The sequence below is a fragment of the uncultured Dialister sp. genome, from assembly GCA_900314595.1.
Taxonomy (GTDB): domain Bacteria; phylum Bacillota; class Negativicutes; order Veillonellales; family Dialisteraceae; genus Dialister.
Genome location: OMVW01000025.1, coordinates 1 through 23,954, shown reverse-complemented (window position 1 = coordinate 23,954; position 23,954 = coordinate 1). Strand labels below are relative to the sequence as shown.

Genomic DNA, 23,954 nt, shown 5'->3' with positions numbered 1-23,954 from the left:
TGACCCCGGACTCCTGGCTGAGTCCCCGGATTCTCTGCGGCCCCAGCTCTGGGAAGACTCCATCTTCTCTTCACCGCAGCGGTTCCGGGTGGTCAAAGTTTCTTCTGCTTTCCGCATCATTTTTAGCATTCATCAGCACTTGAACAAAAACGTTGAATAATTCCGGCAGGTAATTCTCCGGAATCTGATACATGGCACATAAGGCCAGAATGAGGTTCGTGGTAATAACGGTGGAATCTTTTTCTTCCGTATCAATGGTGATACGGAGCCCCTCTTCGTCAGTGCCGGATGCTCTGATGGTAATGTCTTTAAAGTCGTTGAAATCTGGATCCATACCTGTTTCTCCTCACTCTCTTTACATACAACGGAAACTCTTCTTTCATGCTGCTGAATTTTTTACATTTCATAGCACCCGTCATTCACATCCTGACTGCCCGGAACCTTCCGATTATATAGACTGCAATAGTGTTGCGACCTTTTTATCCTTGCGGGTTATAGACTGCTCTTGTGGTACCACTAAAAGGAAAAGGAAGATGGAAGCGGTGAAAGCAATAGACTGCAAAAGTGTTGCGACTTTAATAGTGTTGCGACTTTTTCGATGAAAGCAATAGACTGCAAAAGTGTTGCGACTTTAATAGTGTTGCGACTTTTTATCCTTGTGAATTATAGACTGCTCTTGTGGTACAACTAAAAGGAAAAGAAAAACGGAAGCGGTGAAAGCAATAGACTGCAATAGTGTTGCGACTTTAATAGTGTTGCGACTTTTTATCCTTGCGGGTTATAGACTGCTCGTGTGGTACAACTCAAGGGGAAAGAAAAATTTCTGCACTGACCCTGCAAGGCAGGTATGAGAAAAAAGGAAAGCATACTACCGGGCCCCACCCTTCCGAGTGCTGGAAGGGTGGACGCGGAGCGGCCGGGTAGGTTCATCTTTCGTAATAATCGACAATGTCTGCAAAAATCTGATGTATCCGGGAAATCATTCCCGTTTTCGACAGGAAGCGTTTAACAACCTATCCGCCTGCTCCGCAGGCTGTCCATCCCAGGGAAGGTTTGCCCTGCAGCATGCTGTTGGATTTCCTTGTACATGGCGTGAAACTGTAGTGCAGGAGCAAACATCAATCATCCCATCCATGGCTGTCCTGTCCGGGAAGGCTGCTCATCAGGCGGCTTTGCCGCCATTTTTTCCCCTTATCCGATTTCGTATCAAAAAATCAAAAAAATCGTCAAAAAATCTTGACAACCGCCAAAAATCAAATCCGGGAAGCACGATAAAATCTACATTTTTTGATGCCATAAAAATTTCTAATGAAAATATAATGGAACAAAAATGGACTTTTTGCACTGTATAGTCAGGAAACGGAAAAAGAGGCAAAGAGAGAAACTCACTGACAATCAATCCCACTTCTATCCCTCTACTCACGACCGAAAGCACCGCTTAACGGTTCCTGCTCTCGCTGACAGAGAAGGGTGATCTCCTGCCTTACCAAAGATTTCTCATCGGCGAAGGCTTTTTGTCGTGGTCCTTCATTTCGTCCCCTGAATGGGGATCTTTTTTATCCTGTGTTCAGTAAAGGCATGGATACAGGACCGGCCATGGGGATTACCGCAGATCAGACCGCACCGTGCCTGTATTGCCTTCCTGATTTGAGTATATCATAATTTTGGGTCAAAGATTGTCATTGCCTTTGATTTCCCCTCTGCTCTCGCAGGGTGGATAAAAGTGGGATCATGGTGTAGAATCGTTACCAGGAGCCATGTTTGATAAATAGTGAAAGCATGGTTCAAAGGAGAGAAGAATGACTACTTTTTATTTCGTCCGCCATGGGGAGACGTCCTGGAATGCGCTGCATCGCATGCAGGGGAGGGCCGATATTCCGTTAAGTGAAAGGGGAAAGAAACAGGCTTCCTTTGCGTCAGATTTTTTCAGAAATATCAAGATTGATTCTATTTATGCAAGTCCCCTGAAGCGGGCATTTGAGACGGCTTCCATCATACGGGGAAAAAGGAAGATTCCCATTATTCCGGAGAAAGGCCTGATGGAGGCAGCCCTGGGCAGATGGGATGGGCATACGCCGGAAGAAATCGATGAGCTCTATCCCGGTGAGTATGACGTGTGGCGGAATACGCCGGGAGAAGTCAGAGTGGATGGAGGGGAAACCTTTCAGCAGGTCCAGGACCGGGCCTGGGAGGCTTTTCAGAAAATTCTCGCGAGAGAAGAGGGCCATACCATTCTCCTCGTGTCCCATATGGGCTGCATGTCCACGATTCTTCTGAAGGCAGCCGGCCTTCCGCTGAATGATCTCTGGAAACGCCCCATCAATAACTGCGGCCTTGCCCGGGTGGATGTGGAGAATGGAGAAATGACCATTTCCGACTGGGGAAAAGATGATTATATTCCGGCGGAGTGGAAGATGAGTCAGCCTTTCGGGAGAGTGAAGAAATGAAGCCTGTCGGTTCGACTTGAACTGAGGAGGCAAAAGAGGCAGGAACCTTGAGGTATTCGTATGGCCAGCCGGTTCGGCTTGAACTGTGGGGGCAAATGAGTCGGGAACTTCCGGGTATTCGTTGGCCAGCCGGTTCGGCTTGAACTGTGGAGGCAAATGAGACGCGAGCTTTGAGGTATTCGTATGGCCAGCCGGTTCGACACGGACGGTGTAGGCATATGAGCTTAAAGCTTTCCGGTATTCGTTAGAAGGTACTTTCCCTGCGGGCAGTCTATCTATTTCAGGTAATCAAAAAGGACGTCATCTGATGATGCGTCCTTTTTATCATTTATTTTTCGCCGTCATCCCCGTCCGTTTGACGTTGAAGTTTTTCAGTTTCTGGCCTGTCAGTTTCATCAGTTCTTCAATGGAGGGAGCTTTTGTTTCTTCCAGCGCTTTCCGTACGATATATTCACAGGCCCTGGCGTCATCCAGTGCCTGGTGATGATTGAAATCGAAGCCAAGCTCTGCAGCTACGGTATTCAATTTGTGGTTGGGCATGTCTTTCCAGAGGTTCCGGGAAAGGACGACCGTATCGCCATAGCGGAAATGGATATCCGGGAGATGGTATGTATCAAGGGCTGAGGAAAGGACACCCATATCGAAATGAGCATTATGGGCAAAGACGATGGTTCCTTCCAGGCGGGATGATATTTCCTTCCAGAACCAGGGAAAGCTTTTTTCATCTTCCACGTCTTTTGGTCGGATGTGATTGACCATCATGCAGCCCTTGTCAAATTCCATGGAAAGGGGATGAATGAGATGGTACCATTCATCGACGATTTCTTTTCCGTCACTGACGACGATACCCAGGGAACAGGCATTGGCGGGTCCCCAGTAAGCCGTTTCAAAATCAAGTGCAGCGTATTTCATGGTTTAAATGGTAGCGGTAAATTCGTATGGTTTGACTTCGATCCAGCCGGTTTCTACAGAACGGTCAAAAGCAGTCTTCATGCGGCGGGCCAGTTCGTTTCTGGCAGCTGCCACTTTCTTGCGGCTGGCGCCAAAGCCTGTAATAAGGATGAGGATATTTTCAGAGTCTTCATTAATAAGGGCAGTGTCTCCATCTTCACAGAACCAGTGATGGGTGGAAATACCATCGCCAAGGGCCACGACCCATTCTCCGTTTTCTTTGCGGATGGAAAGAGGAGTCTTCCGGTCACCCATATCATAAGCATGAATATCCACATGGAACTTCAGCATGCCGCTGCGTACGATATCCATCACAGGATTGATGCGGGGCAGGGCATCAGAACCGGCCAGCTCATCAAGGTTGGCTGCCTTCGGAGCGGAAAGGATTTCATATTTTCCCTCTTCCTTTGCTTCTTCCTCTTCTACAATGCCGAGATCCTTCTTGTATTCACGGATGACTTTTTCAAGGGCCGAAGTACCTTCATCACCGACGTGGGCAAGAGCTTTTTTATAACGGTCGATATCCGGCTCAGCAATGGATGGATTCATCTTCAGCAGCAGATTGGCCTCCGTGCAGCAGCGGCGGCGGAAAGCTTCCGCATCCAGGTTCAGGCCCCTGTTGTCTACAGCCCGGATGGCCAGAATCCCTATGCAGAGCCCGGGAATGGTATCAAATAAAGATTCATCATAAACGACTTTCATCATAAAACCTCCGTTTCTCAACATTGATATTATAGCATATGAGTCAAAGAGAGGTGCCTATATTATATACATATATAGTCGTTAGCCGTTAATCGTTAATTGTTGTTCGGGCTTCGTGATTCGTTCTTCAGGGCCGGTTATTCATTTATTTCCTTTATGTTGATTGTTGAATGTCATTCGCTGCTCGTGCCTTGCGGGATGTGATTTCTATTCAGCGGTTCTTATTGATGTTCTGCGGGAAAGAAGAATGCAGAAAAGTCAAAAAGCGGCCGGGTTATTCGGATAAGTGATAGATTTCAAAAATTTCAGGTAAAAAGAGACATATTTTCCATTTTTCTATCTAAAAGTACGAAAAGGCCAAAAGTTTAATGAAATTCTAACGTAAATAGGTACACGCACGGATACGTGTTTATGTTTAAATAAGGTGGACCTAAACGTAGAAATCCAGTATTTATCGTTTATACAAGATTTTCAAGAAATTAAATTAGACTTTGATGAGAGACTTGCTTTTATGGAGAGAAAATAGTATGATTTAAAGGCTGAACGTTTACGGGCCTTCGTGCGAGGGCGGAGGACGTAAGAAGAGTCAGTCAAAACTATGAAGTGGAAGGTGGCCTGCATAGCAGGGGAATTTCCACGGAGCAGTTCATTCAGGAAATGAACGTAGGAGGTTTTATTCAATGTCGAAACAGGAAAAAATCAGAATTCGCCTGAAAGGCTATGATCACAAAGCTGTCGATCAGAGCGCAGCGAAGATTGCAGAGACTGCCAAGAGAACAGGTTCTCGTGTCTCCGGTCCGATTCCGCTTCCAACGGAACGGAATGTGTACACCATTCTTCGTTCCCCGCATGTCAACAAAGACAGCCGTGAACAGTTTGAAATGCGTATTCACAAGAGACTTATTGACATCCTCGATCCATCCAAGAAGACCGCGGATGCGCTGATGAGACTGGAACTCCCGGCCGGCGTCAGCATTGATATTAAACTGTAAGGAGGTGCAAAGATGTCTAAGGCTATTTTGGGAACAAAATTAGGAATGTCTCAGGTATTTGCTGAAAACGGCAACCTGATTCCGGTAAGTGTTATTGAAGTTCTGCCAAACGTTGTAGCAGCTGTTAAAACCGTTGAATCCGATGGTTACAACGCTGTTCAGCTCGGTTATGGCGCTGTCAAAGAAAAACATTTGACAAAACCAGTAAAGGGTCAGTTTGAAAAAGCTGGTATTGACCCGGTTAAATATCTGCGTGAATACAGACTCGCTGAAAAGCCGTCTTACACAGTAGGCCAAACTCTGGCTGCTGATATCTTCGCAGCAGGCGAGATTGTAGACGTAATCGGCACAAGCCGCGGCAAGGGTTTTGCCGGTACCATTAAACGTCACAACCACCAGCGTGGTCCGGAAAGCCACGGCTCCAAGAACCATCGTCAGACAGCATCCCTCGGTGCCCGTATGTCCGGCGGCGGCGGAAAGGTATTCAAAGGCAAGAAGATGCCGGGACAGCTGGGCGGCGAAAGAGTCACTGTTCAGCATCTTCAGGTAGTAAGAGTTGATACTGCCCGTAATCTTATGCTTGTCAAAGGCGGGATCCCCGGTGCCAAGGGAAGCCTCGTCATGGTACAGGAAACCGTTAAACCTGTAAAATAATATTGTCTGGAACAACAGAAAATTGTTCTGATTAGGGAGGAACATCTCAATGCCGAAAGTAAAGCTGTATAATGTAGCCGGCCAGGAAACCGGTGAAATAGAGCTGAATGACAGTGTATTCGGTGTAGAATACAACGAAGCTGTTATTCACCAGGCAGTTGTGCGTCAGATGGCTAACGAACGTCTCGGCACACATGCCACATTGACCAGAGGCCTTGTTCGCGGCGGCGGCAAGAAACCATGGAAACAGAAGGGCACCGGTCGTGCCCGTGTCGGATCCATCCGCTCCCCACTGTGGGTAGGCGGCGGTACAGTATTTGGACCGACCCCGAGAAGCTATGCAAAGGCTATGCCGAGAAAGGCTCGCCAGCTGGCTGTTAAATCCGCTCTCTCCGAAAAGCTCCGCGCTAACGAACTGGTTGTCCTCGACGCAATCAACTTCGAAGCTCCGAAGACAAAGGAAGTCGTAAAACTGCTCTCCGCATTCAGCGCAGAAGGCAAAGCCCTCATCGTTGACGGCGGCGAAGCTTGCAATAACACTGTTCTTTCCGCAAGAAACATTCCGGGCGTTAAAGCTTACGCTCCGAGCGGAATCAACATCTATGATATCGTTAACTGTGATAAACTGTTCCTGACCCAGGAAGCTGCAAAGAAGATTGAGGAGGTACTGGCATAATGGAAGCACGTGAAATCCTCATGAAACCGATTATTACGGAAAAAACTACAGCTCTCATGGAAGAACGCAAGTATACATTCCGTGTACCGCTCTCTGCCACCAAGGTTGAAATCCGTCAGGCAGTAGAACAGGTTTTCAAAGTTAAAGTTCAGGCTGTGAATACCATGCGTTATGAAGGCAAGATGAAACGTCTGGGCCGTACCCAGGGTCGTCGCAGTGATTGGAAGAAAGCAATCGTTACCCTTAAACCGGGCGAAACGATTGAACTCTTCGAAGCGTAAAAGGAGGAGTAAAAATAAATGGCTTATAAATCCTTTAAACCGTACACTCCCGGACGCCGTCAGATGACCGTTTCCACTTTTGAAGAAATTACAACAGATAAACCGGAAAAATCCCTTCTGGCTCCTGTTCATAATCATGGCGGTCGTAATGGTTCCGGCAAAATGACTGTTCGTCATCAGGGCGGTGGTCATAAACGTCAGTACAGAATCATTGATTTCAAGAGAAATAAAGACAATATTCCGGCTAAGGTAGCTACCATCGAATACGATCCGAACCGTACCTGCCGTATCGCTCTTCTGCAGTATGCAGATGGTGAAAAACGTTACATCCTGGCTCCGAAAGGACTCCAGGTTGGCGATGTAGTCACCAGCGGCCCGGAATCCGATATTAAAGTAGGCAACTGCCTGCCGTTCACCAACATTCCTCTCGGTACCGTAGTTCATAACGTTGAACTGAAGATCGGCAAAGGCGGCCAGATGGTTCGTTCTGCCGGCGCTTCTGCTCAGCTCATGGCTAAGGAAGGGGATTACGCACTGCTCCGTCTGCCGTCCGGCGAACTTAGAAGAGTACACATCCGCTGCCGCGCAACCATCGGCGCTGTAGGCAACGACGATCATGAAAACATTACCCTGGGCAAGGCCGGAAGAAACCGCTGGCTCGGCGTTCGTCCTGCTAACCGCGGCGTTGTAATGAACCCGAACGACCATCCGCATGGCGGCGGCGAAGGTAAAGCTCCTGTCGGACGTAAGCGTCCGGTAACCCCGTGGGGCAAACCGGCTTACGGCGTAAAGACCCGCGACAACAGAAAAGCGTCTACCAAACTGATTGTTAAGAGACGCAAGTAAGATAAGGAGGAGTAAAAGTGTCCAGATCCGTTAAAAAAGGCCCGTTCGTCGCTTTCTCTCTGGTAAAGAAGATCGATGCCATGAACGCAGCTAACGATAAGAAAATTGTTAAAACCTGGTCCCGTGCTTCTACCATCCTTCCGAGCTTCGTAGGTCACACCATTGCGATTCACGACGGAAGAAAGCATGTACCGGTATACATCACTGAAGATATGGTTGGCCATAAACTTGGCGAATTCGCTCCGACCCGTACATTCAAGGGCCATAACAAGAGTGATAAAGCTGCTGCGAAATAACAGGGAGGAATAAAATGGAAGTTCAGGCTATTTCTAGAAATGTCCGCATTTCTCCCCGTAAGGTCAGAATCGTAGCTGACCTTGTCCGCGGCAAAAAAGCGGGAGAAGCAATCTCCATTCTGCGCAACACCCACAAAGCTGCCTCCATCGTCGTTGAAAAGACCCTGAGAAGCGCTATGGCTAATGCAGAAAACAACAACAACATGAATATTGACAATCTCTACATCTCCACTATTTTCGTAGATGCAGGCCCGATTATGAAGCGTGTACATCCACGTTCCCGTGGACAGGCTTTCGGGATTTTGAAACGTACCAGCACACTGACGGTAAAAGTTTCTGAAAAAGAGTAATCGAAGGAGGGAAACGTTTTGGGTCAGAAAGTAAATCCGCATGGAATGCGTGTAGGCGTGATCGATGACTGGGATTCCAAATGGTTTGCAGAAAAAGATTATGCTGCACTGCTTGTGGAAGATGCCAAAATCCGCCAGTTCTTAAAGAAGCACCTGTTTGTAGCAGGCATTTCCAAGATTGGCATTAAACGTGTAGGAAACAGAATCAAACTGGCTATCTACACTGCTAAGCCGGGTATGGTCATTGGCCGCGGCGGCACAGGCATTGAAGATATTAAAAAAGCACTGGCTGCTGTTACCGATAAAGATGTCGATATCGACATTCTCGAAATTAAATCCACTGATATGAGCGCCATTCTGGTCGGCGAAAACATCGCTTCCCAGCTGGAAAGACGTATCGGCTTCCGCCGCGCCGTTAAACAGGCAGTAGGCAGAACCATGCGTGCCGGCGCAAAGGGTATCAAAGTAACCGTTTCCGGTCGTCTCGGCGGCGCTGAAATCGCCCGTTCCGAAAGCTACCGCGAAGGTTCCATTCCGCTTCAGACTCTCCGCGCAAACATCGATTACGGTGTAACCGCTGCCCACACCACCTATGGTGCTATCGGCATTAAAGTCTGGATCTACAAGGGCGAACTCGCACCGGGCCAGATGGTCGATGAAAATGAAAACATCCGCACCGCAAAAGACCGTAACAACCGTCATGAAGGCGGCAACAGAAGAGGCGGCCGTCGTGGTGATCGCAGAGATCGCAGACAGAAATCCGCTGAAAGGAGTGATTCCTGATGTTAATTCCAAAGCGTACAAAATATCGTAAACAGTTCCGCGGCCGTATGAAAGGCAAAGAACATCGTGGAACCACCGTTACCTACGGTGAATATGGTCTGGTTGCTCTGGAACCGTCCTGGATCACCAGCCGTCAGATCGAAGCTGCCCGTATCGCTATGACCCGTTATACCAAGCGCGGCGGCAAAGTATGGATCAAGATTTTCCCGGATAAACCGGTTACCGCAAAGCCGATCGGCACCCGTCAGGGTTCCGGCAAGGGCGCAGTTGAATACTGGGTAGCAGTAGTAAGACCGGGCCGTGTAATGTTCGAAATGGGCGGCATCCCGATCGAAGCTGCAAAGGAAGCTATGCGTCTTGCAGGTCATAAACTGCCAATCAAGACAAAATTCGTAGTTAAAGGTCAGGAAGTGGCAGGTGAATAAAAATGAAGGTCAATGAAATTCGTAACCTCAGCACTGCCGAATTAGACGAAAAAGTTGCCGGCTTAAAGGAAGAACTGTTTAACCTCCGTTTTCAGCTCGCTACAGGTCAGCTTGAAAATCCGATGCGTATCCGTGAAGTAAAGAAAACCATCGCAAGAATCAAGACTGTTCAGCGTGAAGAAGAATTGAAGGCTGCCAAGAAGGCATAACGGTTTATCCAAAGGAGGATCTCAACGTGGCAGAAGAAAGAAAGTTGCGCAAAGTGCGCCAGGGAATCGTTGTAAGCGATAAAATGGATAAAACCGTTGTTGTTGCTGTAGAACGCAAGGTTCCCCACAAGCTGTACAAAAAATCTATTAACACCACAACCAAGTTCAAAGCGCATGACGAAAACAACGAATGCCGTGTCGGTGATACCGTACGCATCGTCGAAACCCGCCCGCTGTCTCACGACAAGCGTTGGAGAGTTGAGAAAATCGTTGCCCGTCAGAACTGATAAAAGAAAGAATATAGGAGGATAGGCACGATGATTCAGCAGGAAAGCAGACTCAACGTTGCAGACAATACCGGTGCTAAGAACGTCCTGGTTATTAAAGTTCTGGGCGGCAGCTTCCGTAAGAGCGGCAATATCGGTGATATTTGCGTTTGCACGGTCAAAGATGCAACCCCCGGCGGCGTTGTTAAGAAGGGCCAGGTAGTCAAGGCCGTTGTAGTTCGTTCCGTAAATGGCGTAAGCCGTCCGGACGGTTCCCACATCCGCTTTGATGAAAACGCAGTTGTTATTATTAAAGACGACAAGAGCCCGGTAGGAACACGTATTTTTGGACCGGTAGCAAGAGAACTCCGTGAAAGAGATTTCATGAAGATCATTTCCCTGGCTCCGGAAGTGCTCTAATAGGGAGGCAAATGATGAGTCAGAAACTGCACGTAAAGACCGGAGACACCGTAATCGTTATTTCCGGCAAAGATAAAGGCAAGCAGGGCAAGATTAAGGCTGCTATGCCGAAAGAAGGCCGTGTTGTCGTTGAAGGCGTCAACATTGTCAAGAGACACACAAAACCGACCCAGGCTAACCCGAAGGGCGGCATCCTTGAAAAGGAAGCCCCGATTTACTCTTCCAAGGTTATGCTCCTGGATCCGGAATCCAAGAAACCGACCCGCGTAAAGAAAGTCCAGCAGAAGGACGGCTCTTACGTAAGAGCAGCTGTTAAGAGCGGCGCAATTATTGACAAGGCTTAAGCGGGAAGGAGGATAACAAGTGTCCAGATTAAACGATTTGTACAAAGCGCAGATTAAGAACAGCCTGCGCGAAAAATTCGGCTACAAGAATGACATGGAAATCCCGAAGCTGGAAAAGATTGTCATCAACATCGGTGTAGGCGAAGCTACTGAAAACTCTAAAGCAGTTGATGCAGCTGCATCCGACCTCGCAGCCATCACCGGCCAGCAGCCGATGATCTGCAAGGCTCATAAATCCCTGGCCGCATGGCACATCCGTGAAGGAATGCCGCTGGGCTGCAAAGTTACCCTTCGTGGTGACAGAATGTATGAATTCCTCGATCGTCTGATCAACATCGCTCTTCCGCGCGTACGCGATTTCCGCGGTATCAGCGATCAGAGCTTCGACGGCCGCGGCAACTATGCATTCGGCGTTAAAGAACAGCTGATTTTCCCGGAAGTTGATTATGAAAAAATCGACCGTATCCGCGGCATGGATATCATTGTAGTAACCACGGCTAAGACTGACGAAGAAGCTCGTGAACTCCTGAGACAGTTCGGCATGCCGTTCAAGAAATAAGACGGAGGACAATATGGCAAAGAAGTCTATGTTGGAACGCGAAAAGAAGAGAGAACTCTGTGTTCAGAAATTCGCAGCAAAACGCCAGGCCCTGAAGGCAGCAGGCGACTGGGAAGCCCTTTCCAAGCTCCCGCGCAATGCTTCTCCGACCCGTCTGCACAACCGCTGCAAACTGACCGGCCGTCCCCACGGCTATATGCGTAAATTCGGAATCTGCCGTAACCAGTTCCGCGATCTGGCTTATGCAGGCGAAATTCCGGGTATTAGAAAAGCCAGCTGGTAATACGAAGGAGGATTAAATAATGGTAACAACCGATCCGATTGCGGATATGCTTACCCGTATTCGTAATGCGAACGATGCATATCACGATTCTGTAGATATGCCTGCTTCCAGAGTGAAGGCAGCTGTGCTTACAATTCTGAAAAATGAAGGTTTCATCAGAAACGTAGAACAGATCGAAGTAGAAGGCCACCAGGTACTCCGTGTTTCCCTGAAATACGGCGCTAACCGTGAAAAGGTTATCAAAGGCCTGAAGAGAATTTCCAAACCGGGCCTGCGCACTTATGCAGGCAAGGAAGAACTGCCGAAGGTCCTTGGCGGACTTGGTATCGCAATCATTTCCACATCCCAGGGCATTATGACCGACAAGGCTGCCCGTAAAGCAGGCCTCGGCGGCGAAGTGCTCGCTTTCGTCTGGTAATCACAGGAGGATATAGCATGTCAAGAATTGGCAGAAAACCTATTGCGGTACCGGCTGGTGTGGAAGTCAAGATTGACGGACATACAGTCACCGTAAAAGGTCCGAAGGGTACTCTTACCCGTACACTTAACCCTGAAATGGATATTAAACTGGAAAACAATGAAATCACTGTTTCCCGTCCTAATGATGAAATTAAAGAACGTTCCCTGCATGGCCTCACCCGCACCCTGATCAATAACATGGTTGTCGGTGTAACCCAGGGTTTTGAAAAGAAACTGGAAATCCAGGGCGTAGGCTACAATGCCCAGATGCAGGGCAAAAACCTGAAACTGGCTCTCGGTTTCTCCCATCCGGTCATCATTACCCCTCCGGAAGGAATTACAATTTCTACCCCGTCTTCCGTTGTCATTCTGGTATCCGGCTGCGACAAGGAAAAGGTTGGCCAGATTGCGGCAGAAATCCGCTCCTGGCGTGAACCTGAACCTTACAAAGGCAAGGGTATCCGTTATTCCGGTGAATACGTACGCCGCAAGGCTGGTAAGACCGGCGCAACAAAGTAAGACAGGAGGTAAAACAATATGCGTAAAAATGCAAGCAGAAATGCGGTTATCCGCCGCCATCTGCGTCTTCGTAAGAAAATCTCCGGTACTGCAGCGTGCCCGCGTCTCAACGTATACCGTTCCCTGGCTAACATCTATGCACAGGTCATTGATGATGAAGCCGGCGTAACCCTGGTATCTGCAAATACCTTAGATAAAGAAATCAAAGCCCAGTTCCCGTACGGCGGCAACGCTGAAGCAGCTAAAGCTGTTGGCGCTCTTGTAGCAAAGAGAGCTCTGGAAAAGGGCATTGAAACAGTCGTATTCGATCGCGGCGGTTATATCTATCACGGCAGAGTAGCAGCTCTGGCTGAAGGTGCCCGCGAAGCCGGACTGAAATTTTAAGGTAAAGGAGAAATCACATGCCAAGATTTGAAAAACAGGAATCCGACTTACAGGAAAACGTCGTTTTCATTAACCGCGTTGCTAAAGTCGTAAAAGGCGGCCGTCGTTTTTCCTTTGCTGCAGTCGTAGTAGTCGGTGATGGCAAAGGCAAAGTCGGCGCAGGCCTGGGCAAGGCTGCCGAAGTTCCGGAAGCTATTCGCAAAGGCGTTGAAGACGCAAAGAAGAACATGATTACCGTTGCTCTGAAGAACGGAACCATTCCTCATCCGATGCTCGGCATCTATGGTGCCGGCAAGGTCATTATGAAACCGGCTGCTGAAGGTACCGGTGTCAAAGCCGGCGGCCCGGTCCGTGCCGTACTTGCCATGGCAGGTATCCACAACATTCTGACCAAGTCCCTTGGTTCCTCCAACCCGATCAACATGGTTAGAGCTACCATGGACGGCCTCTCCAAACTGGAAAATGCAGAAACCGTTGCAGCACTCCGCGGAAAGACCCTCGACGAAATTTACAATTAATGAAAGGAGCCCCTCATGAAAGTTATTATTACACTGAAAAAAAGCGTGATTGGCTCCAGACCTGAGCATATCGCTACTATTAAGGCACTTGGCCTCCACAAGACCAATTCCTCTGTAGAAAAAGAACTTACCCCACAGATTAAAGGCATGATTCACTCTGTCCGTCATCTGGTTGACTGCAAAGAAGCAGAATAATTAAGAAGGAGGTGCACTGATGAAACTGCATGAACTGAAACCGGCTGAAGGTTCCACAAGAGCTCGTCGTCGCGTAGGCAGAGGCCTGGGAAGCGGCATGGGCAAACAGGCTACCCGCGGTGCCAAGGGCCAGAACGCAAGAACCGGCGGCGGCACCCGTCCGGGATTTGAAGGCGGTCAGATGCCACTCTACCGTCGTCTCCCGAAACGCGGCTTTAAAAACGTACTTGCTAAAGAATTCGCTGTTGTCAATGTTGAACAGCTGAACCGTTTCGAAGACAATGCTGTCGTTGATCCGGCTGCTCTCGTTGAAGCAGGCGTTCTGAAGAACGTTCTCGATGGTGTACGTGTACTGGGAAATGGTGAACTGACCAAGGCTCTGACCGTTAGAGCACAGGGCTTCACCAAAACCGCTCAGCAGAAAATCGAAGCAGCAGGTGGAAAAGTAGAGGTAATCTGATATGGGATCTACTTTGTCAAACCTTTTTGCAAATAAAGAACTCAAAGATCGTATCCTCTTCACTTTCCTGATGTTTGTCATCTTCCGTCTCGGGGTACACATCCCCGTGCCGGGCGTTGACTCTGCCGTCATCGAAAGCCTTTTCACCCAGGGAAACCTCTTCGGTTTCCTCGACCTCTTCGCCGGCGGTGCACTCAGCAAATTCTCCATTTTTGCCATGAGTATCACCCCGTATATCAACTCATCCATTATTATGCAGCTCCTGACCGCCGTCATTCCCACCCTGGAAGAATGGAGAAAAGACGGTGCTGAAGGATATAAGAGAATCCAGAAAGTCACCAGATATTTCACGGTTTTCCTTGCAGCTGTCCAGGCCTTCGGCATGACTTATGCTCTTCGCATCAACAATGCCCTTGTCGACAACAGCTGGCTGTACTTCATTTTTGTTATCGTTGTCCTCTGCGCTGGCACCTGCCTGCTCATGTGGATTGGCGATAAAATCACGGAACATGGTATCGGCAACGGTATTTCCCTGATCATCTTCTGTGGTATCGTATCCCGCTTCCCGCAGGCCCTCACCACCGTTTATGATTATCTGAAAGTCGGCACCATTTCCCCCTTCCAGCTTCTCCTTTTCCTCGTGATTGCACTGGCCATGATTCTTCTGGTTATTGAAATCAATGAAGGACAGAGAAGAGTCCCCATCCAGTATGCAAAGCGTGTGATTGGACGCAGGATGTATGGCGGACACTCCACCTACCTTCCGCTTAAGGTAAACCAGGCAGGCGTCATCCCCATCATCTTCGCTTCTTCTATTCTCATGCTGCCGATCACCCTGGCTCAGTTCATTCATGTCAGCTGGGTACAGTCCGTCGGTTCCTTCTTTGCATGGGGCACTTGGCCAAATACCATCTGTTACGGCATCCTGATTTTCATCTTCACCTATTTCTACACAGCTATCTCCGTCAATATCAAAGATCTGGCAGATAACATGAAGAAATATGGCGGATTCATCCCCGGTATCCGCCCGGGGCAGCCGACCATGATGTATGTAGACAGGGTACTTTCCAGAATTACACTGACCGGCGCCGTATTCCTGGCATTCATTGCAATCCTTCCGAATTTCATCGGAAATATTACCGGCATCCAGGGTGTGTACTTCGGTGGTACATCCCTCCTCATTATCGTCGGCGTTGCACTGGACACCATGAGACAGGCCCAGTCCTATATGGTTACAAGAAACTATCAGGGCTTTATCAAATAAGCTTTTTAAAATAAAGGAGTAAGGGATATGTATATCTTATTAATGGGACCTCCAGGCGCCGGCAAAGGCACTCAGGCTGAAAGACTCATTCGTGAATACGGCATCCCCCAGATTGCCACTGGCGACATGTTCCGTGCCGCAGTGAAATCAGGAACTGCTCTCGGCAAGGAAGCTAAAAGCTATATGGACAAGGGAGCTCTTGTTCCGGATAGTGTAACTGTGGGCATTGTCAAGGAAAGACTGGCCCAGGACGACTGCAGAAAAGGCTGGATCCTCGATGGATTCCCCCGCACCACCGCCCAGGCCTCTGCCCTTGATGCCATTCTTCATGAACTCGGCATTCACCTTACCGCTGTCATCGGCATCAAAGCCAACAGGGATGACATCGTAAAGAGAGTATCCGGCAGACTCGTCTGCCGCAAGTGCGGAGCTTCCTTCCACAAAGAATTCCGTCCACCGAAGCAGCCAGGCGTTTGCGATAACTGCGGCGGTGAACTGTACCAGCGTGCAGATGATAATGAAAAGACCATCTCCCAGAGACTGGACGTTTACGAAACTTCCACAAAGCCTCTCATTGACTACTATAAAGTCAGCGGCCGGTACTACGAAATCAACGGAGACCAGTCCATGGACGAGGTATATGAAGATATCGAAGCAGCTCTGAAGAAGGCTACTAAATGATTATCATCAAAACACCGGAAGAAATAGAGAAAATTGCCGCAGCCAGCCGTCTGACTGCGGATACGCTCTCTATGCTTGAAAAAGTCATCAAACCGGGTATGAGCACCCTCGATCTGGATCAGATGACTGAAAAATTCATCAGAGACCGTGGCGGAAGACCTGCAGAAAAAGGATATGAAGGGTTTCCCGGATCTATCTGCGCATCCGTTAATGATACTGTAGTCCATGGAATTCCTTCAGCAAGAAAAATTTTAAAAAAAGGTGATATCATTTCTATCGATCTTGTGGTAGAATTAAATGGTTACATGGGTGACTCCTGTATCACCGTTCCCGTAGGTCATACGAACAAGAAGAACCTCCAGCTCATCAAGGCAACGGAAGGTGCCCTTTTTGCGGGCATCAAACAGGCAGTAGTGGGAAACCACGTGGGCGACATCGGCCATGCGGTGGAAAGCTACGTTAAACCTTACGGCTATGGAGTGCTTCGTGAATACGTGGGCCATGGGATTGGTACCGACATGCATGAAGATCCTGAAATTCCAAACTACGGAACGCCAGGTCATGGACCCCGCCTTGAAGAAGGCATGGTTATCTGCATCGAACCGATGATTACCATGGGAAGTCCCGATATCATCACTCTTCGTGACGGCTGGGGTGTAGTGACAGCAGACGGCAAACCGTCCGCCCACATCGAACACACCATTGCCATAACAAAAGATGGTCCGAGAATTCTGACGCTGCGAAACTGATTCCCGGCGGACAGTATATGATAAGCCAAAGGAGGCTCTCATGAGCAAGGCAGACGTTATTGAAGTGGAAGGTAAAGTTACAGAAAAGCTTCCAAACGCCATGTTCCGTGTTAAACTGGAAAACGGCGGCCATATTGTGCTGGCTACTATTTCCGGCAAAATGAGGATGAATTTCATCCGTATACTGCCCGGGGATAAAGTAACCGTAGAATTGACCCCCTACGATCTGGAGCACGGCAGGATTACCTATCGTTACAAGTAAGTAAGGAGGAACCAAGATGAAGGTCAGACCGTCCGTTAAAAAGATGTGCGACAAATGCAAGATCATCAAACGCAAAGGCCGTGTAATGGTCATTTGTGAAAATCCGAAACATAAGCAGAGACAAGGTTAATTAAAAGGAGGTTAAAGAGTAGATGGCACGTATAGCTGGTGTAGACTTACCAAGAGATAAGCGCGTTGAGATCGGCTTAACTTATATTTATGGAATTGGCCCCACTCTTTCCAAAGAAATTTTAAGCAAAACAGGAATCAATCCTGACGTTCGTGTAAGAGACCTTACAGAAGACGACGTTGCAAAGATCCGCAACGCTCTCGCTGACTACAAGACCGAAGGCGATCTCCGTAGAGAAGAATCCCTCAACATTAAGCGGCTGGTAGAAATCGGCTCCTATAGAGGCAGACGTCATCGTGAAGGACTGCCGGTACGCGGTCAGAGAACAAAGACCAACGCTCGTACCCGTAAAGGACCGAAGAAGACCATTGCAGGCAAAAAGACTGCAACCAAGAAGTAATGTTGAAGGAGGGATAGAATAAAATGGCTACGGTTAAAGCTAAAGCTAAAAGAAAAGAAAGAAAACATGTAGAATCCGGTGCAGCTCATATTCGTTCTACTTTCAACAACACGATTGTAACGATTACTGACTCCAACGGCAACACCATTGCCTGGGCATCTGCCGGCGGACTCGGATTCAAGGGCTCCAGAAAGAGCACCCCATTTGCAGCACAGATGGCTGCTGAACAGGCAGCTAAAGCTGCTATCGATCAGGGCATGCGTTCCGCTGACGTATTCGTCAAAGGACCGGGCGCTGGTCGTGAAGCAGCAATTCGCGCACTGCAGGCAGCAGGCATTGAAGTCAGCAGCATTAAGGACGTTACCCCGATTCCTCATAACGGCTGCCGTCCTCCGAAGCGCAGAAGAGTATAATCGGTATAGGGGGATTCCCCTTTGACCCATATACCCAATCTGAACTATATTGGCGCCGCAAGGCGCAGAAGGAGGACTTTCGGATGATCGAAAATACAAGCTTCACTATTAAGACTGTGGAACTCAGCGATGATAAGCGTCATGGCAAGTTCGAATGCGAACCGCTCGAAAGAGGCTACGGCATCACACTGGGAAACAGTTTGAGACGCGTGTTGCTTTCATCTTTAGACGGTGTGGCTATTACGTCTATCAAAATCGACGGCGTGCTTCATGAATTTTCCACTATTCCCGGCGTCAGAGAAGATGTAACAGATATGATCCTGAACCTCAAGAAGATTCGTTTCATCGCCCACGACGAAGCGACCTTCCCGATTACGCGCAGGATCGATATCACTAAAGAAGGTATTTTCCATGCCGGTGATATGCAGGAACAGTTACCGGCTGAAATAGATGTTCTCAACAAAGATCTGGCCATTTGCACACTGGATTCCAACGCTCATCTGGGCATGGAAATGACCATCAACCGTGGACATGGCTATGTACCTTTCACAAAGAACAAACGGGAAGACGACCAGATAACCGTCATCCCGATTGACTCCATTTATTCTCCTGTCGTTAAATGCAATTATACGGTCAGCGATACCCGTGTCGGAAACGAAATGGATTTCGATAAACTGACCCTTGAAGTGGATACAGACGGCTCTGTCAATGCAGATGACGCTGTAGCAACCGCTGCAAACATCCTGATTTCCTGCTTTGAAAACTTCAAGAAGATCGGTGTCAGCCAGCCAGGCAGTGAACCGGTTGAAGGCGAAGAAGCAGAAATTACCCCGGTACCGGCCCAGGAAAAAGTCGATGAAGACGCTATCCGCGATCTTCCCATCGATGACCTGGAACTCTCCGTCCGCGCATTTAACTGTCTGAAGAGAGCCGAAATCAATACGATTGGCGAACTTACAGATAAGACAGAAGATGAATTGACCCGTGTACGCAACCTTGGTAAAAAATCCGTAGATGAAATCAAAGAAAAACTGGCTAACTTCAGGGACTATGGACTTCATCTCAAAGATTCCAGGGATTGATTGATTAGGAGGAAAGAAATGGCTCGTAGTAGATTGAGAAGAATCAGCGGCGCCCGCAAGGCACTGCTTCGCAGTCTCGTAACTTCCCTTTTCCAGTATGGCAAGATTACCACCACTGAATCTAAAGCCAAGGAACTCCGCCATGTAGCTGACAAGATGATTACTCTCGCTAAGAGAGGCGATCTTCATGCCCGCCGCCAGGCTGAAGCTTTCATCATGGACAAAGCAGTTACCAAGAAACTGTTTGACGAAATCGCACAGAAATATACAGCACGCAACGGCGGCTATACCCGCATTGTGAAGCTGGAAGGCCGTCTCGGCGATAATGCACCGCAGGTTATTATCGCTCTGGTTGACTGATAATATCATAAAAAACTGTGACCTTTGGGTCACAGTTTTTTTGTGCCAACCGGCAGGTACCCCGGCTGCAGCCGGGAAAATTTATGATTCATTTCCCGCAAATCGTATTTCATGAAGGTGCGTCCCTGATGGAGAGGATTATGGGGACCCAGGGCCTTTTGCCCATTCACTCCGATACGAAGTGATGTACTCCACGCGATTCAGTTTCCGATTGTTTTATTCTGCCGTTTTACCCATTGTCAAAAGACTCTCTCCCAACTACAATAGGAATATATGAAAGAAGGTGTGAAAATGGACAGGAGAGGAAAGAGCACATTGACTGCAGGAATTATTGCGACTTTTCTCTGCTCCATTTTTTTCACCGCTATGAGCGGCTGTGCCAGGATGCTGGAACCCATGCCCTCGGGAGAACTCACTTTTTTCAGGGGATTTTTCGGTCTTCTCTTCATTCCCCTCATTGCATGGCAGAACGGTCAGAAAATCTTTTCCGGGACTCACGTGGGACTTTTGACGCTTCGCGGGGTGTTCGGCTCCATCGCTCTCTACCTGTACTTCCTCTCCATTGAAGGATTGACGCTGGGAGACGGACAGATTCTGGGACAGCTTTCCGCTTTTTTCATGTGTATTCTGGCGCCTGTATTCCTGAAAGAAAAAATGCCCCGGCAGGTCATTCCGGCGCTTTCCCTCATCGCCCTGGGAGCTATGGTGGTCATGCAGGTGTGGAACTTTGCATCCTTTAATGTCTATGCCCTGTATGGAGCATTGGGCGGACTTTCCTGCGCCGGGGCTTACATGACCATCAGCATGCTGGGAGAGCGGGGATTCAAATCGGATACGGAAATTGTCTTTTATTTTCAGCTCTGGAGCCTCATTACCGGCCTTCTCCTCATGATGAAGGAAGATTTCCTCATGCCTCACGGAATCCAGTGGTTCTGGGCCCTGGCCATCGGCCTGACGGCCCTCATTGCCCAGATGCTCATGACCTGGGCTTTTCAGCATATCCATTCAATTATCGTATCCTTCATCATGTTCAGCCAGATCCTGTTCCATATCATTATGGGAAGAATTTTCTGGGGTGAAACGATGACCCTCTGGTCCTGGGTCGGCGGGGCTTTCATCGTGGCCGGTTCCATGGCGCTCTTAATGATCAAACCTGTTAAAAATAAATAAAATATGGAAAGCCCTTCGGGGCTTTTTTATTTTGGAAATAAAGGTCACTTTTAAAGGATTATGCCATATCTTATAAATCCGGACGAATGAATATTGGAACAACATTTTTTAAAGAATAAAATAAAATAATAAAAAATGTGTATTAAAGGAGTCTTTCATTTGTATCTGACAAAGATTGCCTATAATTCTCTGGCCCGTTTTAAAATGGCAGTCAAATCACAGAAAAGAAAGAGAAGCAGCATTGCCCTGGGCATCATCAGCACCCTGGCGGCGGCCCTTTCTTTTGCTTCCATGAGCGGCTGTGCAAGGCTCCTGGAGCCTATGCCTTCTGGAGAAATGACTTTCTTCCGCGGACTTTTCGGCATACTTTTCATTCCCGTCCTCACCTGGCAGAGCGGGGAGAAATTCTACACGGGAAAGCACCGTTTCATGCTTTCGCTCCGGGGACTTTTCGGGAGCATTGCCCTCTTCTTTTATTTCGTATCCATCGAAGGGCTGACGCTGGGGGATGCCCAGATCCTTTCCCAGCTGGCGGCTTTTTTCATGTGCATCCTGTCGCCTGTTTTCCTTCATGACAAACTGCCGAAGGAAGCCATACCCGGTCTTCTGGCTATCGCCTTGGGCACCCTTGTGGTGGTGCAGATCTGGAACTTTTCCTCTTTCAATCTGTATGCCCTTTATGGGATAGGAGGCGGCTTTTTCTCGGCGGCTGCCTATATCGTCATCAGCCATCTGGCAGAGAAAGGATTCAAATCGAATACGGAAATTGTCTTTTATTTCCAGATTTTCAGCCTCGTCGTAGGGATCACCATGATGCAGGAAGAAACATTTGCACTGCCTGCAGGCGTGGAATGGCTCTGGGCGGCAGGCCTTGGGTTCTTTGCCCTTTCGGCACAGATGTTTATGACCTGGGCTTTCCAGCACGTGAATTCCGTGGTTGTATCCTTCCTCATGTACAGTGAAATCCTGTTTCATGCCCTTTTTGGCTGGTTTTTCTGGGATGAGGTACTGACGGTATGGTCCTGGCTGGGAGGCGCCCTGATTGTGGCAGGTTCCATCATGCTTCTCGTTTTCAAGCCGAAAGGAAATACCTCCGATACCCATCATCATGTGAGAAGAATAAATCCTTCAAAGGAAAAGGGGACAGAACTCTGAAATTTGTTTCCCTCTTTCACCTGTCCATGGTACAATAGAATGGTTAGAAATAGAGGGGCTGCCCTCATAAAGGAGATCGTACCATGGCAATGGATTTTGAAATACCGGATATTACTGAAAATGCAGGGAAGGCTGCCACCGGCAGAAAGCAGAGAAAACCCAGAAAGGCGGGGACTTTGCGCCTCGGCGAGACACTGCGCCAGATTTCCCATAATTACACCGCTACCCGTGAAAGCGAAGATGAAGACAAACATGTGGAGTTTTACTCTCTTTCCGAAGGGCCGGAGAAATTTGATTTCTATGGCACGGAAGTGTCCATCGTAGGGGTTTGCGTCAGAAATAAAAAAACTGCCGCTATTTACATGGAACTGCCTTCCGGTAACAGAGCGGACTTCATCAAAACTGTGGCAAAGAGTGAAGGGGAGCCTCAGGATGCAGCAGGCATGACCATTTTTGCGGATACCGTGACTTCCTTATTTATCACAAAGCCGCAAAAAGGAGAAAATGTCGTCACAATCGCCCTCATGGACTCTGAAGATGCCAAGGCCCTTTCCAACAATGCAGCTATCGAAGAAAGAGAAGCGGAAGAAAAGAAGGGCATCAGCCACAAGATCATCAAGACCTGGTTTGATCCGGTAGGACGCATGAGCCGGAAAACTTACATCAAAAGAATGCCTGGCATGCTCATCCCGTCAATCATCCTCTTCGTGATTACCGTCCTTCGTCCGGAGCTTTTTGTGGGAGAGGCCAATCCATTCATCGTGGGCTTCCTCATTCTGGGGACCCTGTGCTTCATTTCCCTCATCAGCCTGGGTATGAGGAGACTTTCGGATATCGGGAAGTCCCACTGGTACTACTGGATTTTTTTCCTCATCCTCCTGGCCATCAACCAGCTGGGCGGGAATTTCCTGGGCAGCCAGCTCAATGCCACCCGTACGGTAGCCGTGATCTTCTTCATCGCCATCGTAGTCCTTGCTTTCTTCCCGGGAGAGGCGAAGAAGAACAAGTACGGGCTGGTGCCGAAAGACTGAAAATAGTATGTATGAGTCAGCGCATCCGGAATGGGTGCGCTTATTTGATAAGGAGTGGAAAATGAACTGCTGTGGAATTTCCTTTCATAAAAAACAGATGACCGCCTGCCTTTTCTTCGAAGGAGAAAAGGCAGTAAAAACATTTCTGCTGAAAAAACGGGGTTACGAGATGCTTATGGACTGGATCCGCGAAAATGAATGCGAGATGACTGCTTTTCGTCCTTTTGGCGATGCATCGGCCCATCTGAAAGAAGTAATGAATGAAAATCTCATGAAATCAGCTCTTGTCATTGATGACAGCAGTCTCCCGGGACCCATTGAAAAAGAACCGGAAGAGGAATGGCTGTCCAGGCTGTGTATGGAAGGAAAAATTACGGCCGATATCATTCCGCCCCGCTTCTGGGCCGCCTCTATCCGTCAGAAACAGGGGAATTTGGATATGTACAGGGAATTTCTGAGGAATGATTTGGGGGATATGGTACATCTTTTTAAAGAAAGGAATATGGAGCTGCCTTTTACTCCGACCGAAGAAAACTGGGAAGAATTTAAAGAGTTCCTGAAACCCTATGCGGAGGATTTAAATCCTGCAGAGGAGGCAGCTCATGCACGTTATTTTGAGCTGGAGGGCAAAAAAGGTCCGCTGACGAGTGAAGAGCAGTCTGAATTCCTGAAAAGTGCTGCCCATTTTGGATTCAAGGATCTGCTGGTCATGAAGAGAAACATGATTAATATTCACATGCGCGTATTGAAAGCAACGGAAAAGCAGATCGAGTGCTGGAAGAAAGAGATGGAAAGGGCCCGGGCGGCAGGATTATAAAAGAGCAAAAGAAAAACGCTTTGAGAAATCCTCAAAGCGTTATTTTTATGGAGGCGGTGCCCGGAGTTGAACACGGGGATAAGGGCCTTGCGGGGCCCACGCCTTAGCGCTTGGCTACACCGCCATAAATGTGACTTGTAATAGTATATCGCAGATTTTCGAAAAAGTAAAGGAGGTTTTTGGAGATGATTGGCAGTTACTGTGGTTTGTGTCAGTTACGGTTTTCGGGTCTTAGCCTCACCGCGGCACGCCCCCGCGAAGTCCATTGCGAGATTTCGGGGTGCGGGGCGCGGGGTGCGGGAAGGTGTGCCGCTGAGGCGGCACGATTTTTTAGTGTGCCGGGCATGGTACGATTCTAGCTGGTGAAAGTCCAGTTACAGGTATTTGTCGCCGAGTGTAGCGGAGCGCAAGCTGTAAACAG

Annotated in this window: 39 protein-coding genes and 1 tRNA gene; 35 read left to right on the top strand and 5 right to left on the bottom strand. The window is 48.5% G+C overall.

Annotated features, from left to right (window positions below; all coding sequences use genetic code 11):
* Window positions 1-70 precede the first annotated feature (70 nt).
* Window positions 71-334, bottom strand: a complete 264-nt coding sequence (locus QZN42_RS07175) for a hypothetical protein (protein WP_296955898.1) — start codon at window positions 332-334, stop codon at window positions 71-73.
* An 828-nt stretch (window positions 335-1,162) separates the two neighbouring features.
* Window positions 1,163-1,405: a hypothetical protein gene (locus QZN42_RS07170; protein WP_296955896.1), complete on the bottom strand. Its 243-nt coding sequence runs from the start codon at window positions 1,403-1,405 to the stop codon at window positions 1,163-1,165.
* A 394-nt stretch (window positions 1,406-1,799) separates the two neighbouring features.
* Between QZN42_RS07170 and QZN42_RS07165 the strand changes: the two genes are divergently transcribed.
* Window positions 1,800-2,447: a histidine phosphatase family protein gene (locus QZN42_RS07165; protein ID WP_296955894.1), complete on the top strand. Its 648-nt coding sequence runs from the start codon at window positions 1,800-1,802 to the stop codon at window positions 2,445-2,447.
* Between the two features lie 324 nt (window positions 2,448-2,771).
* Here QZN42_RS07165 and QZN42_RS07160 read toward each other — a convergent pair whose 3' ends face one another.
* Together QZN42_RS07160 and QZN42_RS07155 are read right to left on the bottom strand one after the other, a co-directional pair.
* Entirely contained in the window at window positions 2,772-3,359 is a 588-nt protein-coding gene (locus QZN42_RS07160) for a 3'-5' exonuclease (RefSeq protein WP_296955893.1), read from the bottom strand.
* A 3-nt stretch (window positions 3,360-3,362) separates the two neighbouring features.
* Entirely contained in the window at window positions 3,363-4,103 is a 741-nt protein-coding gene (locus QZN42_RS07155; protein ID WP_296955890.1) for a hypothetical protein, read from the bottom strand.
* A gap of 677 nt (window positions 4,104-4,780) precedes the next feature.
* Here QZN42_RS07155 and rpsJ point away from each other — a divergent pair.
* The 34 genes from rpsJ (at window position 4,781) to QZN42_RS06985 (ending at window position 23,533) form a co-directional block, all read left to right on the top strand.
* A complete protein-coding gene (gene rpsJ / locus QZN42_RS07150; protein ID WP_008859800.1) occupies window positions 4,781-5,092 on the top strand; it encodes a 30S ribosomal protein S10 in 312 nt (103 codons plus the stop codon).
* 12 nt (window positions 5,093-5,104) lie between these two features.
* Complete coding sequence (gene rplC / locus QZN42_RS07145) at window positions 5,105-5,746, top strand: 50S ribosomal protein L3 (protein ID WP_296955887.1); 642 nt, start codon at window positions 5,105-5,107, stop codon at window positions 5,744-5,746.
* Between the two features lie 49 nt (window positions 5,747-5,795).
* A complete protein-coding gene (gene rplD, locus QZN42_RS07140) occupies window positions 5,796-6,422 on the top strand; it encodes a 50S ribosomal protein L4 (RefSeq protein ID WP_296955884.1) in 627 nt (208 codons plus the stop codon).
* Complete coding sequence (gene rplW, locus QZN42_RS07135; RefSeq protein ID WP_296955881.1) at window positions 6,422-6,703, top strand: 50S ribosomal protein L23; 282 nt, start codon at window positions 6,422-6,424, stop codon at window positions 6,701-6,703. Before rplD ends, rplW begins: the two co-directional genes overlap by 1 nt.
* Before the next feature lie 18 nt (window positions 6,704-6,721).
* Window positions 6,722-7,549 carry a 50S ribosomal protein L2 gene (gene rplB / locus QZN42_RS07130; protein ID WP_296955879.1) on the top strand — a complete coding sequence of 276 codons (828 nt, stop codon included), beginning with the start codon at window positions 6,722-6,724 and terminating at the stop codon, window positions 7,547-7,549.
* Between the two features lie 17 nt (window positions 7,550-7,566).
* Entirely contained in the window at window positions 7,567-7,845 is a 279-nt protein-coding gene (rpsS, locus tag QZN42_RS07125) for a 30S ribosomal protein S19 (RefSeq protein ID WP_296955876.1), read from the top strand.
* Window positions 7,846-7,859: 14 nt separating this feature from the next.
* On the top strand, window positions 7,860-8,195 hold the full coding sequence (gene rplV / locus QZN42_RS07120) for a 50S ribosomal protein L22 (protein ID WP_296955873.1): 336 nt from the start codon (window positions 7,860-7,862) through the stop codon (window positions 8,193-8,195).
* 18 nt (window positions 8,196-8,213) lie between these two features.
* Entirely contained in the window at window positions 8,214-8,978 is a 765-nt protein-coding gene (rpsC, locus tag QZN42_RS07115; RefSeq protein ID WP_296955870.1) for a 30S ribosomal protein S3, read from the top strand.
* Window positions 8,978-9,403, top strand: coding sequence for a 50S ribosomal protein L16 (gene rplP, locus QZN42_RS07110; protein WP_296955868.1), 426 nt, complete (start codon window positions 8,978-8,980; stop codon window positions 9,401-9,403). Before rpsC ends, rplP begins: the two co-directional genes overlap by 1 nt.
* Window positions 9,404-9,405: 2 nt before the next feature.
* Window positions 9,406-9,612 carry a 50S ribosomal protein L29 gene (gene rpmC, locus QZN42_RS07105; protein WP_291057848.1) on the top strand — a complete coding sequence of 69 codons (207 nt, stop codon included), beginning with the start codon at window positions 9,406-9,408 and terminating at the stop codon, window positions 9,610-9,612.
* A gap of 26 nt (window positions 9,613-9,638) precedes the next feature.
* Window positions 9,639-9,899: a 30S ribosomal protein S17 gene (rpsQ, locus tag QZN42_RS07100; protein ID WP_022105777.1), complete on the top strand. Its 261-nt coding sequence runs from the start codon at window positions 9,639-9,641 to the stop codon at window positions 9,897-9,899.
* A 30-nt stretch (window positions 9,900-9,929) separates the two neighbouring features.
* Entirely contained in the window at window positions 9,930-10,298 is a 369-nt protein-coding gene (rplN, locus tag QZN42_RS07095; protein ID WP_296955862.1) for a 50S ribosomal protein L14, read from the top strand.
* 26 nt (window positions 10,299-10,324) lie between these two features.
* Window positions 10,325-10,642, top strand: a complete 318-nt coding sequence (rplX, locus tag QZN42_RS07090; protein WP_363916453.1) for a 50S ribosomal protein L24 — start codon at window positions 10,325-10,327, stop codon at window positions 10,640-10,642.
* 19 nt (window positions 10,643-10,661) lie between these two features.
* Window positions 10,662-11,201, top strand: a complete 540-nt coding sequence (rplE, locus tag QZN42_RS07085; RefSeq protein ID WP_296096883.1) for a 50S ribosomal protein L5 — start codon at window positions 10,662-10,664, stop codon at window positions 11,199-11,201.
* A gap of 13 nt (window positions 11,202-11,214) precedes the next feature.
* Window positions 11,215-11,484 carry a 30S ribosomal protein S14 gene (gene rpsN / locus QZN42_RS07080; RefSeq protein WP_296955854.1) on the top strand — a complete coding sequence of 90 codons (270 nt, stop codon included), beginning with the start codon at window positions 11,215-11,217 and terminating at the stop codon, window positions 11,482-11,484.
* 19 nt (window positions 11,485-11,503) lie between these two features.
* Window positions 11,504-11,902: a 30S ribosomal protein S8 gene (rpsH, locus tag QZN42_RS07075; protein ID WP_296955852.1), complete on the top strand. Its 399-nt coding sequence runs from the start codon at window positions 11,504-11,506 to the stop codon at window positions 11,900-11,902.
* Between the two features lie 17 nt (window positions 11,903-11,919).
* On the top strand, window positions 11,920-12,462 hold the full coding sequence (rplF, locus tag QZN42_RS07070; RefSeq protein WP_296955850.1) for a 50S ribosomal protein L6: 543 nt from the start codon (window positions 11,920-11,922) through the stop codon (window positions 12,460-12,462).
* A gap of 18 nt (window positions 12,463-12,480) precedes the next feature.
* Window positions 12,481-12,846, top strand: coding sequence for a 50S ribosomal protein L18 (gene rplR / locus QZN42_RS07065; protein ID WP_296096895.1), 366 nt, complete (start codon window positions 12,481-12,483; stop codon window positions 12,844-12,846).
* Window positions 12,847-12,863: 17 nt separating this feature from the next.
* On the top strand, window positions 12,864-13,364 hold the full coding sequence (gene rpsE / locus QZN42_RS07060; protein WP_296955847.1) for a 30S ribosomal protein S5: 501 nt from the start codon (window positions 12,864-12,866) through the stop codon (window positions 13,362-13,364).
* Between the two features lie 15 nt (window positions 13,365-13,379).
* Window positions 13,380-13,559: a 50S ribosomal protein L30 gene (rpmD, locus tag QZN42_RS07055; RefSeq protein ID WP_296955844.1), complete on the top strand. Its 180-nt coding sequence runs from the start codon at window positions 13,380-13,382 to the stop codon at window positions 13,557-13,559.
* A gap of 19 nt (window positions 13,560-13,578) precedes the next feature.
* The gene (gene rplO / locus QZN42_RS07050; RefSeq protein WP_296955843.1) at window positions 13,579-14,019 is read left to right on the top strand and encodes a 50S ribosomal protein L15; all 441 of its coding nucleotides are present in this window, start codon (window positions 13,579-13,581) and stop codon (window positions 14,017-14,019) included.
* Window position 14,020: 1 nt separating this feature from the next.
* Complete coding sequence (gene secY / locus QZN42_RS07045) at window positions 14,021-15,283, top strand: preprotein translocase subunit SecY (protein WP_296955841.1); 1,263 nt, start codon at window positions 14,021-14,023, stop codon at window positions 15,281-15,283.
* 27 nt (window positions 15,284-15,310) lie between these two features.
* Window positions 15,311-15,964, top strand: a complete 654-nt coding sequence (locus QZN42_RS07040) for an adenylate kinase (protein ID WP_296955837.1) — start codon at window positions 15,311-15,313, stop codon at window positions 15,962-15,964.
* Entirely contained in the window at window positions 15,961-16,713 is a 753-nt protein-coding gene (map, locus tag QZN42_RS07035; protein WP_296955835.1) for a type I methionyl aminopeptidase, read from the top strand. Before QZN42_RS07040 ends, map begins: the two co-directional genes overlap by 4 nt.
* A gap of 40 nt (window positions 16,714-16,753) precedes the next feature.
* Window positions 16,754-16,975 carry a translation initiation factor IF-1 gene (infA, locus tag QZN42_RS07030; protein WP_296955833.1) on the top strand — a complete coding sequence of 74 codons (222 nt, stop codon included), beginning with the start codon at window positions 16,754-16,756 and terminating at the stop codon, window positions 16,973-16,975.
* 16 nt (window positions 16,976-16,991) lie between these two features.
* Window positions 16,992-17,105 carry a 50S ribosomal protein L36 gene (rpmJ, locus tag QZN42_RS07025; protein ID WP_008859825.1) on the top strand — a complete coding sequence of 38 codons (114 nt, stop codon included), beginning with the start codon at window positions 16,992-16,994 and terminating at the stop codon, window positions 17,103-17,105.
* A 22-nt stretch (window positions 17,106-17,127) separates the two neighbouring features.
* Window positions 17,128-17,505 carry a 30S ribosomal protein S13 gene (rpsM, locus tag QZN42_RS07020; RefSeq protein WP_296955829.1) on the top strand — a complete coding sequence of 126 codons (378 nt, stop codon included), beginning with the start codon at window positions 17,128-17,130 and terminating at the stop codon, window positions 17,503-17,505.
* A gap of 23 nt (window positions 17,506-17,528) precedes the next feature.
* The gene (rpsK, locus tag QZN42_RS07015; RefSeq protein ID WP_296955826.1) at window positions 17,529-17,918 is read left to right on the top strand and encodes a 30S ribosomal protein S11; all 390 of its coding nucleotides are present in this window, start codon (window positions 17,529-17,531) and stop codon (window positions 17,916-17,918) included.
* A gap of 83 nt (window positions 17,919-18,001) precedes the next feature.
* Window positions 18,002-19,000, top strand: a complete 999-nt coding sequence (locus tag QZN42_RS07010; protein WP_296955824.1) for a DNA-directed RNA polymerase subunit alpha — start codon at window positions 18,002-18,004, stop codon at window positions 18,998-19,000.
* 18 nt (window positions 19,001-19,018) lie between these two features.
* Entirely contained in the window at window positions 19,019-19,360 is a 342-nt protein-coding gene (rplQ, locus tag QZN42_RS07005; protein WP_296955822.1) for a 50S ribosomal protein L17, read from the top strand.
* Between the two features lie 291 nt (window positions 19,361-19,651).
* Window positions 19,652-20,530 (top strand): DMT family transporter, encoded by an 879-nt coding sequence (locus QZN42_RS07000; RefSeq protein WP_296955820.1) that lies wholly within the window; start codon window positions 19,652-19,654, stop codon window positions 20,528-20,530.
* Window positions 20,531-20,689: 159 nt separating this feature from the next.
* The gene (locus QZN42_RS06995) at window positions 20,690-21,685 is read left to right on the top strand and encodes a DMT family transporter (RefSeq protein ID WP_296955816.1); all 996 of its coding nucleotides are present in this window, start codon (window positions 20,690-20,692) and stop codon (window positions 21,683-21,685) included.
* An 83-nt stretch (window positions 21,686-21,768) separates the two neighbouring features.
* The gene (locus QZN42_RS06990; protein ID WP_296955815.1) at window positions 21,769-22,716 is read left to right on the top strand and encodes a DUF805 domain-containing protein; all 948 of its coding nucleotides are present in this window, start codon (window positions 21,769-21,771) and stop codon (window positions 22,714-22,716) included.
* A 61-nt stretch (window positions 22,717-22,777) separates the two neighbouring features.
* Entirely contained in the window at window positions 22,778-23,533 is a 756-nt protein-coding gene (locus tag QZN42_RS06985) for a hypothetical protein (protein WP_296955813.1), read from the top strand.
* Window positions 23,534-23,581: 48 nt separating this feature from the next.
* On the opposite strand, the gene QZN42_RS06980 is transcribed toward QZN42_RS06985, so the two are convergent.
* Window positions 23,582-23,657, bottom strand: a tRNA-Ala gene (locus tag QZN42_RS06980).
* Between the last annotated feature and the right edge of the window lie 297 nt (window positions 23,658-23,954).

Bases quoted from the DNA above. Each gene is read 5' to 3' on its own strand.
- QZN42_RS07175 (WP_296955898.1), bottom strand. From the start codon at position 334: ATGGATCCAGATTTCAACGACTTTAAAGACATTACCATCAGAGCATCC.
- QZN42_RS07165 (WP_296955894.1), top strand. From the start codon at position 1,800: ATGACTACTTTTTATTTCGTCCGCCATGGGGAGACGTCCTGGAATGCG.
- QZN42_RS07160 (WP_296955893.1), bottom strand. From the start codon at position 3,359: ATGAAATACGCTGCACTTGATTTTGAAACGGCTTACTGGGGACCCGCC.
- QZN42_RS07155 (WP_296955890.1), bottom strand. From the start codon at position 4,103: ATGATGAAAGTCGTTTATGATGAATCTTTATTTGATACCATTCCCGGG.
- rpsJ (WP_008859800.1), top strand. From the start codon at position 4,781: ATGTCGAAACAGGAAAAAATCAGAATTCGCCTGAAAGGCTATGATCAC.
- rplC (WP_296955887.1), top strand. From the start codon at position 5,105: ATGTCTAAGGCTATTTTGGGAACAAAATTAGGAATGTCTCAGGTATTT.
- rplD (WP_296955884.1), top strand. From the start codon at position 5,796: ATGCCGAAAGTAAAGCTGTATAATGTAGCCGGCCAGGAAACCGGTGAA.
- rplW (WP_296955881.1), top strand. From the start codon at position 6,422: ATGGAAGCACGTGAAATCCTCATGAAACCGATTATTACGGAAAAAACT.
- rplB (WP_296955879.1), top strand. From the start codon at position 6,722: ATGGCTTATAAATCCTTTAAACCGTACACTCCCGGACGCCGTCAGATG.
- rplV (WP_296955873.1), top strand. From the start codon at position 7,860: ATGGAAGTTCAGGCTATTTCTAGAAATGTCCGCATTTCTCCCCGTAAG.
- rplP (WP_296955868.1), top strand. From the start codon at position 8,978: ATGTTAATTCCAAAGCGTACAAAATATCGTAAACAGTTCCGCGGCCGT.
- rpmC (WP_291057848.1), top strand. From the start codon at position 9,406: ATGAAGGTCAATGAAATTCGTAACCTCAGCACTGCCGAATTAGACGAA.
- rplN (WP_296955862.1), top strand. From the start codon at position 9,930: ATGATTCAGCAGGAAAGCAGACTCAACGTTGCAGACAATACCGGTGCT.
- rpsN (WP_296955854.1), top strand. From the start codon at position 11,215: ATGGCAAAGAAGTCTATGTTGGAACGCGAAAAGAAGAGAGAACTCTGT.
- rpsH (WP_296955852.1), top strand. From the start codon at position 11,504: ATGGTAACAACCGATCCGATTGCGGATATGCTTACCCGTATTCGTAAT.
- rplF (WP_296955850.1), top strand. From the start codon at position 11,920: ATGTCAAGAATTGGCAGAAAACCTATTGCGGTACCGGCTGGTGTGGAA.
- rplR (WP_296096895.1), top strand. From the start codon at position 12,481: ATGCGTAAAAATGCAAGCAGAAATGCGGTTATCCGCCGCCATCTGCGT.
- rpsE (WP_296955847.1), top strand. From the start codon at position 12,864: ATGCCAAGATTTGAAAAACAGGAATCCGACTTACAGGAAAACGTCGTT.
- rpmD (WP_296955844.1), top strand. From the start codon at position 13,380: ATGAAAGTTATTATTACACTGAAAAAAAGCGTGATTGGCTCCAGACCT.
- rplO (WP_296955843.1), top strand. From the start codon at position 13,579: ATGAAACTGCATGAACTGAAACCGGCTGAAGGTTCCACAAGAGCTCGT.
- secY (WP_296955841.1), top strand. From the start codon at position 14,021: ATGGGATCTACTTTGTCAAACCTTTTTGCAAATAAAGAACTCAAAGAT.
- QZN42_RS07040 (WP_296955837.1), top strand. From the start codon at position 15,311: ATGTATATCTTATTAATGGGACCTCCAGGCGCCGGCAAAGGCACTCAG.
- map (WP_296955835.1), top strand. From the start codon at position 15,961: ATGATTATCATCAAAACACCGGAAGAAATAGAGAAAATTGCCGCAGCC.
- infA (WP_296955833.1), top strand. From the start codon at position 16,754: ATGAGCAAGGCAGACGTTATTGAAGTGGAAGGTAAAGTTACAGAAAAG.
- rpmJ (WP_008859825.1), top strand. From the start codon at position 16,992: ATGAAGGTCAGACCGTCCGTTAAAAAGATGTGCGACAAATGCAAGATC.
- rpsM (WP_296955829.1), top strand. From the start codon at position 17,128: ATGGCACGTATAGCTGGTGTAGACTTACCAAGAGATAAGCGCGTTGAG.
- rpsK (WP_296955826.1), top strand. From the start codon at position 17,529: ATGGCTACGGTTAAAGCTAAAGCTAAAAGAAAAGAAAGAAAACATGTA.
- QZN42_RS07010 (WP_296955824.1), top strand. From the start codon at position 18,002: ATGATCGAAAATACAAGCTTCACTATTAAGACTGTGGAACTCAGCGAT.
- rplQ (WP_296955822.1), top strand. From the start codon at position 19,019: ATGGCTCGTAGTAGATTGAGAAGAATCAGCGGCGCCCGCAAGGCACTG.
- QZN42_RS07000 (WP_296955820.1), top strand. From the start codon at position 19,652: ATGGACAGGAGAGGAAAGAGCACATTGACTGCAGGAATTATTGCGACT.
- QZN42_RS06990 (WP_296955815.1), top strand. From the start codon at position 21,769: ATGGCAATGGATTTTGAAATACCGGATATTACTGAAAATGCAGGGAAG.
- QZN42_RS06985 (WP_296955813.1), top strand. From the start codon at position 22,778: ATGAACTGCTGTGGAATTTCCTTTCATAAAAAACAGATGACCGCCTGC.